The sequence below is a fragment of the Lysinibacillus sphaericus genome (assembly GCF_015844675.1).
Taxonomy (GTDB): Bacteria; Bacillota; Bacilli; order Bacillales_A; family Planococcaceae; genus Lysinibacillus; species Lysinibacillus sphaericus_E.
This window is the reverse complement of the sequence record NZ_LDGC01000010.1, coordinates 24,350-37,545: the sequence shown is the minus strand read 5'-3', so window position 1 is coordinate 37,545 and position 13,196 is coordinate 24,350. Positions and strand designations below refer to the sequence as shown.

Below are 13,196 nucleotides of genomic sequence, written 5' to 3'. Positions count from 1 at the left end.
TTATTCAAGGATAGTGGTAATTTTGCAACTATTCACTTTACAGACGCTTGTAAGTGCTATTTGCAGATACTGAATTCTGCTATGAGCTACTCACTTTTCTGCGGCTTCATAAGAGTGGCATTTATTTAAACATATTCCTTATATAAGTTAATTGGAGTGGAGATTGGGCGACTCCTTGGGGATCAGCGGCAAATGTTTTAACTGTGCGAAAGCGAAGCGTCAGCAGCAAATGTTTTAACTGTGCGAAAGCGAAGCGGCAGCAACAAAGCGCCCAATCGGAACGGAAATCAGCACACGGTATGATTATGCCTATGCATATTCAAATTAATGAAGAAGGATAAAAATAGTGAAACCTCATACTTTAACAGGGGGTATTTCTTTCGTAGAAAATCATTGCTCTGCTATAATGAGTGCAGCAGGCGACAAAAAACGCCAATAGTGAATACAATTGAAATGAGAGGATACTAATGGATAATTTTCTAGTGACATTAATATTTATGGCAGTCATTGGAGCTGCAATTGGTGGTGTAACGAATCACTTAGCCATCAAAATGCTTTTTCGACCACACAACGCTATATATATTAAAAATTGGCGAGTACCTTTTACTCCAGGCCTTATTCCAAAACGACGTGACGAGTTAGCGAAGCAACTTGGGCTAACGGTTGTAAATTATTTATTAACGCCTGAAACTTTTAGAAAGAAATTTTTCTCAAAGGATATTCAGGAAAAGGTAGAACAGTTTGTACAAACAAAGGTAGAAGAAACGATTTTTACAAATGATAAAACAATTCAGGATTGGCTATCTTTAGCTGGGTTTTCTAATATGCCAGCAACAATTGAACAGAAGGTAGAAGCAATTGTTGAGGGACAATTTGAATCAGTTAAGAATACACTATCTACGAAATCAATTCGTACACTATTATCAGCAGATATTCAACAAACGATTGATGCAAAGATACCAGTAGCGGTTGATCATATTTTAGAAAAGGGTGAGGATTATTTTTTATCACCCGAGGGCGAACTGACAATTAAGGCGATGATTGATGATTTCTTATCGTCAAAAGGATCACTTGGTGGAATGATTAATATGTTTTTAGGTGATTCTTCATCGCTCGTGGCAAAGGTTCAGCGTGAGCTAGTGAAATTTTTACAGGCGCCAGGAACTTCAACATTACTAACGAAAATTTTTACGCAGGAATTGGAGAAATTAAAAGATCGCCCAGCAATGGATTTCTTACAAGATATTCGCTTTGAAGCTATATTATCGAAATTACAAACTTACGTAAAAGAACAATTAGCAATTGAAGAACGCTTGAATTATCCTATTTCGCATTACTGGCCAGAAGGGAATTCGTGGATGAAGGAAACAGTAATTCCCCAAGTTATCGAAAAAGCTTTTGTAAAAGCTGAAGACAAATTAGAAGATGTATTAAAGCGCTTAAATTTACAAGAAGTAGTACGTGAGCAGGTTGATTCTTTCCCTGTGGAAAAATTAGAGGAGCTTGTACTAGGTATTTCAAAGCGTGAGTTTAAAATGATTACAGTACTTGGTGCAGTTCTTGGTGGATTGATTGGGATTGTGCAAGGATTAATTGTTTACTTTATTTAAAAAGGAGAATTATGTTGATGATTAATATTTACAATGAAATTAATACGTTAGAGGCAGCTTTTCGTAAAACACCTGAATTTGAAGCTTTGGAAGCAGCAGTGAGAGTTGTTAAGGAAGATGAAGAGGCATTAAATCTATTCAAAAATTTCCGTAAGGTTCAAATTGACCTACAGAAAAAGCAATTAACTGGTGAAGATATTCTTGAAGATGAACTTGTTTATGCACAGAAAGCTGCACAGCTTGCACAGCAAAATACAAAAATTTCTGCAATGCTTCAAGCAGAAATGAATTTAAGTAAGATCATCGAAGAGGTAAACCGAATTTTAATAAAACCTATTCAAACATTATATGAAGAATTTTAACAGCTAAGTTCAGAGTCCTGAAAAAGAGAAGGCATAAAAATACTATTAGTTGCACATATAACAAGTAAGAAGAAAACGTGTTTCCGCAAGTCGGAGCACGTTTTCAATTTATGGCTCACTATCATTGGAGGTTATACTATGCATGTCATCATTGAATGGACTTATAAAGCGAAAAAGGGTGCGGAAACTGTTTTGCGTTCAGAAGAAATGCTAGCAGCTAAAGCATTACTACTTGCAGAGGACATGGAGCGAACAGGGAGAGTAAAATCACTGCATTGTATCGATCGACAGGATACAAATTGGTCTTTAAAAGAACTTAAGGCATATTTAAAGGAAATTGACACTGAGCCACACAATATTACAGTTTATTTTGATGGTGGATTTGATCGTGCCACATATCAATCCGGGCTGGGCTGTGTGATTTATTATGAACAAAATGGCAAGCCATATCGATTAAGACAAAATTCTTTTTCGTCCGAGCTTAAATCTAACAATGAAGCAGAGTATGCAGCGCTTTATTTAGGGTTAGTTGAGCTTGAGCTATTGAACGTTCATCATTTGCCTGTTTGTTTCACTGGGGATTCCCAAGTAGTGATTAATCAATTGAGTGGGGAATGGCCAGCGCTAGAAAAGAATTTATCTAGCTGGGCAGATAAAATCGATGCAAAGCTAGAGGAACTTAGTATTCAGCCAGAGTACAAGCTGATAGCACGTAAAGAAAATTCTGAAGCCGACCGCCTTGCAACTCAAGCATTAAACGGCATCGATATTACAGGGTTAAAGGAAATTGTAAAGGAGTAACTCTCTAAAAGAGAACTACCAGTATTTTGAAATGCACACTCAATTGTTAGATGATGTGTCTAACAATTGGGCGCAGTTCAGTGACAAGTTGGTTTTCACTAATCTATAGCATTAATCCCTAATCCCTAATGTAAGACTAGTTAGCTCAGCGTTACTTTGATTATGATTAAATCCAGCTTGGAAATAAACATTATCAAATTCAAAATTTGCATAATATACGATATCATCAGGATCTCCATATCTCTCATAAGAAGAAATTTGAATAACTTGACCTATGACTTCTTCTAATGATTCTTTTGTAACGTTTTTGAAATTTGAAAGATAATAATGACTAACAGGTATCTCTTCCTCAGCTAGACAGAAAAAGTAATTATCATAAAAAGAACAAAGACCCCCCTCATAATAATCCTCACCTTTCGGCAAGCCGGCTTTCCCCTAGCATTCTTTATTGCTAATTATAAGATATTGACTAAAAAAACGGTTATTATCATAAATTCTCCATTTTTAATGAAACTTTTACCATACTAAAACTACTACTACTATGAACCTAATAATAAGGAGAGATTTTATGAACATGAAAAAAATTGCACCCGTAGCAATGACAGCATTATTATTTGGAAGTGTAGTAATACCAGTCGCTTCAGCAAATGAAAATTCAATAGACGCACAACAACAAGTACCACAAATCCAAATTGATCCTGTACACATCTTTAACAATACTTATGGAACGGTTGAAAAAGTAAATTCAAGTGAAAATATTACATACTTCACAGTACAAGATGGTGATCAAACAAACATTTTAGAAATCACAAAGGATACACTTGTTTTCGATAATACAGGTAAAAAAGTAGAACTTAAAAAAGGGGATAAAATAGTAGCTTATACATTTGCGAACAAGCCACAAAAGTTAATTTATCCACCACAATTCGATCCTGATGTTGTCATTGTTGAAACTGAGGAAGCTGGATTTGTTGAAGTTGATTACTTCTTTGAAAACTTAACGAATACTTATGATATGTTGAAGTTAACTATTGGCAAAAACACAGAGCTTATCAATTCAAAGGGAGAGAAAGTTGCAGCTAAAGATTTAATAGAGAAAAATTTAGTAGTTTTCTATACAGCTTCAACAAAAAGTATTCCAGCTCAGACAACTCCTTCGAAAGTAATTGTTCTTGATGACGAGTCTGAAAATTCAACAGAAAATACTGTAGAAGCGGAAATAGCACAAATTATCGCGACAGATTACTATGAAGTCGATGGAACGAAAATGGTACCGTTGCGTTTGATTGCCGAAAAGCTTGGCTATAAAGTGGAATCAACAAGTAAAGGCGCAATTGTATCAAAAGGTAATCTATCTTACACAATTACTCGTGGAGAAAAAATGTTTGGTTATAACAAAGCATTACGCCCACTTAATGCAGCACCTGCTTTTCTAGAAGCATATAAAACATATGTACCAATTGAATTTGTAGAAGAATATTTAAAATAATTTTGAGACCCATATTAAGGTGCCTACCTTTGTATGGGTTTTTTCGCCTTAAAATGCTGAATTCATTCACTTTCTTAAGTGTTATTTTAAATAAATATTTGATTATATTACCAAACATAATCATTGTAGGAAACTTGTGAGAGCATTTATCGTCTTAATCAATGAAGAGGATGACTTTAATAGAAGAGAGGATTTTGTGTGGAAAGAAAATTAAGAAGGTCTAAAAAAGTGAAACCTAAAAATAAAATAATAAAAATAACTTTAATAGTAATCGTAATTTTACTATTAAGCGTAACTAGTTATGGGGCCTATGCGTTTGTTAAATTTAAAAATGCCTATGATAGTTCAAAGGTAGATTTAAAAAGAGATGGCAATAAATCAGAGCTAAGGGAAGAGGATGTTTCATTTAAAAAAGATCCTATCTCCATTTTTTTAATAGGTGTTGAAGATTACTCTAGTGAAGCGGAGAATGGCCGAGCAGACACTCAAATGGTCATTACTTTGGACCCGGATACATCTGAAATTAGCTTAATTACAGTGCCTCGAGATGCCAGAGTTAACATAGAAAATGCAGGGGAATATACAGGTATACATAAAATCAATGCCGCTTATAATTATGGATCGATGACAGGCTATGGGGCAATTAAACTGCAATTAGAGACAGTTGAAAAATTCCTTAATATACCGATAGATAACTTTATTGCGGTAAACTTTGATGGCTTTAGAGATATTGTAGATGCTTTAGGTGGAGTAACAGTAGATGTAAAAGAGGATTTTTGGGAAGATAATATTTACGATAAAAAACGGATAGACTTTCATAAAGGAGAGTCGCATTTAAACGGGGAAGAGGCACTTGCATTTGTAAGAATGAGATATAGACCTATAAATGCTTCATACTCTCGTGAAGAAAGACAAAGACAATTTTTGACTGCAACCATTGATCAAGCGAAATCTACGAATACAATATTTAAAATTGGTCAAATTGCAGATATTTTAGGAGAAAACGTAGAAACAGATTTAAACCCTAAAGAGATCTACGCACTTCAAAAGCAATATTTGAATGCTAAAAACATATCTACGAAAACGATAGAAATAAAAGGCGAAGATCAGTATATCGACAAAGTTTCTTATTTTATACCTGATAAGGAAAGCTTAGAGAAAGTAAGCATGGAATTAAGAAAAATTCTTAAACTAAAAGAAGAAAGTTTCAAAACAAACGCGGCTATAAATAATTAAAAGATAAGAATCCATTTTGATGAATTTTTCAAAATGGATTTTTTGTATCAAGCAATTATGCCTTGGCATAATTGCGTCCGGAATCGGCTCTGTACCTGCACAAAGAACTCCTTTTCGATTCCCGTGACATCCGCCGGAGGCTTTAAATTATTTCAGCGGATGTTTTGGACAACCGCTGAAATAATTTAAACGGAATGTTCTGTTATTAATTGTAGCTTTGCTTAACGTTATAAAAATTTGTTAAACTATTGGTGCTGTAATTTTTGAGAGAAAAGAGCGAAGACAATGAAAATTATTCACATAGATCAAAAATATCCTGAGGATTGGATTCGCGTATTAAATCATATTGCGAATTTATTTTTTGAGGATTCCAAGTTAAAGGTAGAAGCTGAAGGAACAGATATGACAGTGTCATTCGAATATAACATTGGTGATGATTTTTCCATTTCTACAAAAGCTGTGCTTGAGGTAGATGGTAAGCGTTATACGAATGATTACCGTATTCAATACGAATCTGGGGCTGAAGGACGTGAGCTAAATATTCGTATGAAGCGAGCTTTGTCACACGTATTTTTAGATGTGCTAGAGCAACATACGGGCATGCAACAACAGTGGGGAATTTTAACGGGCGTACGTCCGACTAAGTTGTACCATAAATTTCGAAAGGCCGGAAAAAGCGATGAAGAAATTGCTGATATCCTAATTCGTGATTTCCGACTGTCAGAGGAAAAGGTAGCGCTACTAAAAGAAATAGTTGAACGTCAGTTAGTGACGATTCCTGATATAGATGATATCGGTAAAGAAATAAGTATTTATATTGGCATTCCTTTTTGCCCGACTAAATGTGCTTATTGTACTTTTCCAGCGTATGCGATTGGCAGCAATCGCAAGCAAGGGCGAGTTGCAACATTTTTAGATGGATTGCATATTGAATTACGTGAAATGGGTAAATGGTTGAAGGACAATAATATGAAAATTACGTCCATATATTGGGGTGGTGGTACACCGACATCTATCGAGGCGGATGAAATGGATGCATTGTATCAGACGATGTATGACTCCTTCCCGCATCCTGAAACAATCCGTGAAGTAACTGTTGAAGCGGGCAGACCTGATACGATTACGCCTGAAAAACTAGAAGTGTTAAAAAAATGGGGCATTGACCGAATAAGTGTTAATCCACAATCGTACACAGATGAGACCCTTAAAGCAATTGGTCGCCATCATACGGTACAAGAAACAATTGATAAATTCTGGTTAGCACGTGAATCAGGCATGAATAATATTAATATGGATTTAATTATTGGTTTGCCGAATGAAGGGATTGAAGAGTTCCGAAATTCATTAGATGAATCAGCAAAAATGCAGCCAGAATCGCTAACAGTACACACATTATCATTTAAACGTGCATCAGAAATGACACGTAATAAGGATAAGTATAAGGTTGCAGACCGTGATACTGTTGCAGAAATGATGCATATGGCGCAAGTATGGACGAAAGAAAATGAATATGTACCGTACTATTTATATCGTCAAAAAAATATTTTAGGTAATTTAGAAAATGTCGGCTACAGTAAAGCTGGCGAAGAAAGTATCTATAATATTGTCATCATGGAAGAAGTACAGACTATTCTAGGAATTGGCTGTGGAGCCTCCTCTAAATTTGTTCATCCTGAGACAGGAAAAATTACACAGTTCCATAATCCAAAAGATCCTGCTGCCTACATCATGACGTTTGAAGAGGCAATCGGTAAAAAAATTGAGTTTTTAGATGAATTATATAAGGCATAAACAAGATGGCAATCTGATGTTTTCAGGTTGCCTTTTTTTATTCCGATAAGTCCACGAAACATTCCGATAAAAGTTTAATCTGAATTATAATGGTGATAAGTGTCTAACTAAAATGAGCGGAGGTATAACATGAAAGTCGTTATTAGTCCAGATTCTTATAAGGGGACTTTGTCGGCCATTGAGGTAGCTAGTGCGATGGAAGCAGGAATATTGGACGTTGATCCATCGATTGAAACAGTCATTTTACCAGTTGCAGACGGTGGAGAAGGTACACTAGAAGCACTTGTTACTTCAACAGAAGGTCAATATTTTTCACATCGTGTGCTTGATCCATTAGGGAGAAAAATTGAAGCGAAATACGGTGTACTTGGTGATAATGAAACATGTGTTATTGAAATGGCTCAGGCATCTGGAATAATGCTATTGCGGGATGAAGAAAAAAATCCCGAGCTTGCATCAACGTATGGGACGGGGCAGCTAATCAAAGCTGCTCTTGATAAAGGGTTTAGAAAATTCATTGTCGGAATCGGCGGTAGTGCGACAAATGATGCTGGTATGGGCATGTTAAAGGCACTTGGATTGCAACTGAAAAAAGAAGATGGCACTTTAATTCAGGATGGAGTGTCGGCACTATTAGATTTAGCTTCAATTGATATTAGTCAGTTAGACCCTCGATTAGCAGAAGCGAAATTTATTATTGCCTGTGATGTTGATAATCCACTGATTGGAGAGCAAGGGGCAACAGCTATTTTTGGGCCTCAAAAAGGTGTTAAAGAGCATCAAATTGCTTATTTTGATAGCTGCTTAAAGCAATTTGCGGACATTGTTGAAAAGCATGTTGGCATTCGATTACACGACTACAAAGGGGCAGGCGCTGCAGGTGGAATGGGAGGCGCGATAATCGCCTTTTTAAACGGTAGTTTTCATGCAGGTATTGAGATTGTGATGAATGCAGTACAGTTAAAAAAGCATTTAGAAGGTGCCGAGTTTGTGATGACAGGTGAAGGAAAATCAGATCACCAAACATTACATGGGAAAGCGCCATTAGGGGTGGCGAAGACGGCAACATTATCGAATGTAAACGCTGTGTTATTGTCGGGGGTGATAGATGAAAATGATAAACCTACATTACTTGAACATTTTACTGTAGTTGAATCATTAGTAGATGAGACTATTAGTGTTTCGCAGGCAATGCAAGAGCCTTATTATTTTATTCGCAGGAAAACAAAGAAAATGGTTGAGCATTATATACAAAATGGGTATAACTTTGATCCGTTATAAGTTGATCTTGCGACTCAGCTAACGCCCCTAGCCCATAGGAAGCTCTCTTTTTTGTATAATAGAAAAGTAGAAAGGAAGTTAGAAATGAAAAAATTAATAGTAATGCTCCTTTGTATTTTTTTATTAGCAGGCTGTACGGAGACATCAAATACGAAGAAAGTATCCGTTACTGCGGGACAAGAAATGCGCGTACATTTTATTGATGTAGGACAAGGAGATTCGATTTTTATTGAATCGCCAAACGGCAAAACAATGCTTGTTGATGGAGGCGTTAAAGGAGCCGGTCAAAAGGTTGTTTCGTATTTGAAGGAACTTGGTGTGAACAAGCTTGATATAGTGGTCGCAACCCATCCTGATGCAGACCATATTGGTGGTTTAATTCCTGTGTTAAATTCGATAGATATTGGGCAGTTTTATGATTCAGGGAAGGTACATACATCTCAAACTTTTGAAGAGATGCTGACACTTATTGATACGAAGAATATTCCTTATAATATTCCGAAAACAGGCGATCGTATTGCGTTTGATGATGATATAAATGTGAAGGTGTTAAACGCCAATGAAAATGCAACAGATAATAATGATGCTTCCATTGTCTTAAAACTTGCATATGGTAATGTATCATTTTTATTAACAGCCGACGCGGGAATAGCGTTAGAAAAAGAGATGCTGCAAGACGGTGTGAAAGCTACAATTTTAAAGGCAGGCCATCATGGCTCTAACACGAGTAGCTCTGCAGAGTTCATTCAGGCAGTGCATCCTGAAGTAACGATTTTAAGCTATGGTGAGGGCAATAAGTATGGTCATCCTCATGCTGAAGTCGTTGAGCGTTTACAAGCAATTGGCAGTAAAATTTACGCAACTGCAGAAGCGGGAAATGTTATCGTATCAACAGATGGGGTAAACTATGCAGTGAATTCGAAGGAATGGTCTGGAACCATCGCCTCAGCACCAACAACACTACCAACTACGAGTACAAATGTTGAAATTGTTAGTAAGGATTTAATAGAAGAAATTGTAGGCATTAAAAATAATAGTAATGAAGCAGTGTCCTTAAAGGATTGGCAACTTATATCAATTGAAGGAGCTCAAGTTTTTAATTTCCCAAATGTGACATTGCAACCAGGGAAAACGTTTTATGTCACTAGTGGCTCAAACGCACGAGAAGGTCAAAACTATTTAAAATGGACAAAGAAACAGATTTGGCTGAATGATGGAGATGCTGCGCAATTACGTAATGCGAAAGGGGATATCGTCAGTGAACTCGACTAAATACACCTTAGACCGTATTGAAGATGGATATGCAGTTTTTTTGAAGTACCCAGAGGAAGAGGAACAGCTAATTATTTTACAGTCCGCTATGAATAAGCCAGTGCAAGTAGGCGATCGTGTGCTAATTGAAGAAATAGACGGCATTTATCAGATTGAAATTTTAAAAGAAGAAACAGAACAAAAAAAGGCTGATATACAAAGCTTAATGGATAGATTGCGTAGGAAAAATCAATAGTAGAAGAGACTAGGAATAGGCTCATCACTAGAAGTTAGGGATGGCATTTGTAAAAGCGTATGTCGTGATTTTCATTGCAATTGGGACGCCCCCAGATGGAATGGACATCAACCCCACGTTATAGTGATGAGCCTAAATTTTTGTTGTTCAAATCGATCGTGAAAAACTAAAAACGCTATGCTAAATATTTTGAATATATGCTAAAATGATTATACTAATAGGAAGCTAGGAGCTGACACAATGTCAATTAACACAATTATTTTTGATTTAGATGATACGCTATTATGGGATAAAAAATCCGTCAAAACCGCATTTGAAAAAACGTGTGAGTACGCAGCAACAATTCATAATGTGAATCCGGCTGAGCTTGAGGAAGCTGTGCGTAAAGAAGCGCGTGCACTTTACGAAGGCTATGAAACATATGATTATACTGTGTTAATCGGCATTAACCCATTCGAAGGGCTTTGGGGAACATTCGATGATCCAACAGATTCTTTCCGAAAAATGAAAAATATCGTACCAGGCTATCGTGCAGAAGCATGGACAAAAGGCTTAGCAGCTCTTGGCATTGATGATGCACAACTAGGAGCGGAGCTAGGGGAGCGTTTTGTGGCAGAGCGTAAAGTGTCTCCATTTTTATATGAAGATACTTTTGATGTGCTAGATAAGCTGAAAGGAAAGTATCAACTCGTATTACTAACAAATGGAGCACCAAGTTTACAAAATTTAAAGCTGGAAATAACACCAGAAATCGCGCCATATTTTGACCATATCATTATTTCTGGAGACTTTGGCAAAGGGAAACCGGATGCCTCAATTTTCGAATATGTAATGGAAAAAGCAAGTATTACAGCAGACGATGCGATCATGGTTGGAGATAACTTAAATACGGATATTTTAGGCTCATCTCGTGTTGGTATGCGCAACGTTTGGATCAATCGTGAAAACAATGCACCAAATGGTGTTGTCACTCCAACATATGAAGTTGATTCTTTAACTGCATTATTAGAACTTGTAAATAAGCTATAAGACAAAAAATGTACTGATTAAATCATAGAATCAGTACATTTTTTTGTTTCTAAAGTTTATCAAAACAAAAAAGCAGAGAGTATTTGTACTCCCTGCTTATAAAGCAAAATTATAGGTTAATCGCTTTTACTTCATCAATATTTTCAAGCTGTGCAACGAATGTTAGATCTTCTTCTGATACAGCATTATCCACTGTTAGCATCATGACAGCTGTTCCGCCAACTTGTGCACGACCAACTTGCATTGTTGCGATGTTTACATCTTTTTCTGCTAGCTTCGTTGCTACGCGGCCGATTGCACCTGGTTTGTCAGTGTTTTTAATGTAAAGAAGGTGACCTTGTGGAATAACGTCAACAACGTAGTCTTCTACTTTAACAATACGTGCACCTAAACCATTTAATAATGTACCAGCAACTGTGTGTGTTTCGTTACCTGTTTTAATTTCAATCGTAATTAAGCTAGTGAACCCTTTAGCAGTTGTTGTTTTATGCTCATTTATTTTCATGCCGATACGTTCAGATAGGTAACGAGCATTTACGTCATTAACATGATTACCGTGATTTTTAGCTAATAAGCCTTTTAACGCGTTTGACGTTAATGGACGAACGTCATAATTTGCTACTTCACCAGCATAAGATAAGTTGATTTCTTTCACAGGCTCAGTTGTAAGTTGAGATAAGAATGAACCAAGTTTTTCAGCTAATTCAAAGAATGGCTCAACTTGCGCAAGCAACTCTTTCGGAATAGATGGCATGTTCACTGGGTTAGTTACAGTACCTGTTTTATAAAATTTAATGATGTCGTTTGATACGTCAACAGCTACAGACTCTTGTGCTTCGATTGTAGATGCACCTAAGTGAGGTGTTGCGATTACTTGTGGTAAAGTAAGTAGCTTGTGATCTGTTGCTGGCTCAGTTACGAATACGTCAAGAGCAGCACCAGCAACTTTACCTTCTACGATTGCATCATATAAATCATCCTCATTGATAATACCGCCGCGTGCACAGTTAATAATACGCACGCCATCTTTCATCATAGCGAATTTCTCTTTGTTAATAAGATTACGTGTTTCAGGAAGAAGTGGTGTGTGTACTGTAATGAAATCAGCTGCTGCACAAATTTCTTCAACTGTTGATTTTGTTACGCCTAACTCTTTAGCGCGCTCATCTGTTAGGAATGGATCGTATGCCATAACGTTCATGCGTTGTCCTTTTGCACGATAAGCAACTTCTACACCGATACGACCGAAGCCTACAACACCTAAAGTTTTATTTTTAAGCTCAACCCCAACATAAGATTTACGATCCCATTTACCATTTTTAAGTGTGTTGAATGCTTGTGGGATGTGACGAGCAAGTGAAGTCATCATGGCAATAGTGTGCTCAGCAGCAGAGTTAGTGTTACCATCTGGTGCATTTACAACGATAATCCCATGTTCAGTTGCAGCAGTTAAATCGATGTTGTCTACACCTACTCCAGCACGTCCGATAAGTTTTAAGTTTTTAGCCGCTTCAATTACTTCACGTGTTACCGTTGTTTGAGAACGTACTAGTAAAACATCTACATCTGCAATTTTTGCGATTAATTCTTCTGGTGCAAGACCAGTATCAACAATGATATTTAAGTCTAGATCTTGTTCTTGGCGTAGTGGGAAAATACCATCTTCACTTAGTGGGTCAGCGATAAATACGTTAATTGCCTTTGTTGTAGTAGTCATTTGTAATTAGCTCCTTTTAATTAAAAAATGTTTAGTGTTCTTTATAGACGAAACAGTCTGAAATTTGCGGAGATAGTACATCTTACAAATCTCCATTGTAGAAATGAGAATAATAGCAATTTCGCCTTGGCGTAATTGCGTCTGGATTCTGAATTGTGCTTGCACAATTTATTCCTTTCAAAATCCATGACATCTGCCAGAGGCTTAATCTTCATTTTGTAAGTGTTACAAAATGAAGATAAAAAAAGCCCTCCGCGCCTTACAAACACAGATATTGTGTTGTAAGGGGCGAAAGGCATAATAAACATTGGTTCGCGGTACCACCCTTAATCACTGCTTAAAAATTTCTAGCAGTCTTAGCTATATGCGTAAC

The 13,196-nt window shown here is 36.7% G+C and carries 12 protein-coding genes and 1 other annotated feature (1 of these 13 cut by a window edge); of the genes, 10 read left to right on the top strand and 2 right to left on the bottom strand.

Translation table 11 applies throughout. The features are described from left to right. The first annotated feature begins 467 nt into the window (after nt 1-467). The 3 genes from ABE34_RS03450 (at nt 468) to ABE34_RS03440 (ending at nt 2,773) form a co-directional block, all read left to right on the top strand. Nucleotides 468-1,610: a DUF445 domain-containing protein gene (locus tag ABE34_RS03450; RefSeq protein ID WP_197140499.1), complete on the top strand. Its 1,143-nt coding sequence runs from the start codon at nt 468-470 to the stop codon at nt 1,608-1,610. Between the two features lie 17 nt (nt 1,611-1,627). Next, entirely contained in the window at nt 1,628-1,972 is a 345-nt protein-coding gene (locus ABE34_RS03445) for a YlbF family regulator (protein WP_197140497.1), read from the top strand. A 138-nt stretch (nt 1,973-2,110) separates the two neighbouring features. Next, nucleotides 2,111-2,773 (top strand): ribonuclease H family protein, encoded by a 663-nt coding sequence (locus ABE34_RS03440; RefSeq protein ID WP_197140495.1) that lies wholly within the window; start codon nt 2,111-2,113, stop codon nt 2,771-2,773. Nucleotides 2,774-2,884: 111 nt separating this feature from the next. Here ABE34_RS03440 and ABE34_RS03435 read toward each other — a convergent pair whose 3' ends face one another. Continuing rightward, nucleotides 2,885-3,196: a hypothetical protein gene (locus ABE34_RS03435; protein ID WP_197140493.1), complete on the bottom strand. Its 312-nt coding sequence runs from the start codon at nt 3,194-3,196 to the stop codon at nt 2,885-2,887. Nucleotides 3,197-3,341: 145 nt separating this feature from the next. On the opposite strand from ABE34_RS03435, the gene ABE34_RS03430 reads away from it, so the two are divergent. From ABE34_RS03430 to ABE34_RS03400, 7 genes are all read left to right on the top strand, one after another. Next, nucleotides 3,342-4,262: a copper amine oxidase N-terminal domain-containing protein gene (locus tag ABE34_RS03430; RefSeq protein WP_197140491.1), complete on the top strand. Its 921-nt coding sequence runs from the start codon at nt 3,342-3,344 to the stop codon at nt 4,260-4,262. A 198-nt stretch (nt 4,263-4,460) separates the two neighbouring features. Continuing rightward, nucleotides 4,461-5,498: an LCP family protein gene (locus ABE34_RS03425; RefSeq protein ID WP_197140489.1), complete on the top strand. Its 1,038-nt coding sequence runs from the start codon at nt 4,461-4,463 to the stop codon at nt 5,496-5,498. A gap of 285 nt (nt 5,499-5,783) precedes the next feature. Next, nucleotides 5,784-7,289: a coproporphyrinogen III oxidase gene (locus ABE34_RS03420; RefSeq protein ID WP_197140487.1), complete on the top strand. Its 1,506-nt coding sequence runs from the start codon at nt 5,784-5,786 to the stop codon at nt 7,287-7,289. Between the two features lie 129 nt (nt 7,290-7,418). Next, complete coding sequence (locus tag ABE34_RS03415) at nt 7,419-8,570, top strand: glycerate kinase (protein WP_197140485.1); 1,152 nt, start codon at nt 7,419-7,421, stop codon at nt 8,568-8,570. 84 nt (nt 8,571-8,654) lie between these two features. Continuing rightward, the gene (locus tag ABE34_RS03410) at nt 8,655-9,842 is read left to right on the top strand and encodes an MBL fold metallo-hydrolase (protein ID WP_197140483.1); all 1,188 of its coding nucleotides are present in this window, start codon (nt 8,655-8,657) and stop codon (nt 9,840-9,842) included. Further along, on the top strand, nt 9,829-10,077 hold the full coding sequence (locus ABE34_RS03405) for a DUF3006 family protein (protein WP_197140481.1): 249 nt from the start codon (nt 9,829-9,831) through the stop codon (nt 10,075-10,077). The genes ABE34_RS03410 and ABE34_RS03405 overlap by 14 nt, the downstream gene beginning before the upstream one ends. Nucleotides 10,078-10,317: 240 nt before the next feature. Beyond that, the gene (locus ABE34_RS03400) at nt 10,318-11,106 is read left to right on the top strand and encodes an HAD family hydrolase (protein WP_197140479.1); all 789 of its coding nucleotides are present in this window, start codon (nt 10,318-10,320) and stop codon (nt 11,104-11,106) included. 109 nt (nt 11,107-11,215) lie between these two features. On the opposite strand, the gene serA is transcribed toward ABE34_RS03400, so the two are convergent. Further along, on the bottom strand, nt 11,216-12,823 hold the full coding sequence (serA, locus tag ABE34_RS03395; protein WP_197140477.1) for a phosphoglycerate dehydrogenase: 1,608 nt from the start codon (nt 12,821-12,823) through the stop codon (nt 11,216-11,218). A gap of 281 nt (nt 12,824-13,104) precedes the next feature. After that, nucleotides 13,105-13,196, bottom strand: a binding site (T-box leader); it runs 147 nt beyond the window's last position.

Coding starts and splice junctions, on each gene's coding strand:
- ABE34_RS03415 (WP_197140485.1), top strand. CDS start 7,419: ATGAAAGTCGTTATTAGTCCAGATTCTTATAAGGGGACTTTGTCGGCC.
- ABE34_RS03450 (WP_197140499.1), top strand. CDS start 468: ATGGATAATTTTCTAGTGACATTAATATTTATGGCAGTCATTGGAGCT.
- ABE34_RS03445 (WP_197140497.1), top strand. CDS start 1,628: ATGATTAATATTTACAATGAAATTAATACGTTAGAGGCAGCTTTTCGT.
- ABE34_RS03420 (WP_197140487.1), top strand. CDS start 5,784: ATGAAAATTATTCACATAGATCAAAAATATCCTGAGGATTGGATTCGC.
- ABE34_RS03410 (WP_197140483.1), top strand. CDS start 8,655: ATGAAAAAATTAATAGTAATGCTCCTTTGTATTTTTTTATTAGCAGGC.
- ABE34_RS03430 (WP_197140491.1), top strand. CDS start 3,342: ATGAACATGAAAAAAATTGCACCCGTAGCAATGACAGCATTATTATTT.
- ABE34_RS03440 (WP_197140495.1), top strand. CDS start 2,111: ATGCATGTCATCATTGAATGGACTTATAAAGCGAAAAAGGGTGCGGAA.
- ABE34_RS03400 (WP_197140479.1), top strand. CDS start 10,318: ATGTCAATTAACACAATTATTTTTGATTTAGATGATACGCTATTATGG.
- serA (WP_197140477.1), bottom strand. CDS start 12,823: ATGACTACTACAACAAAGGCAATTAACGTATTTATCGCTGACCCACTA.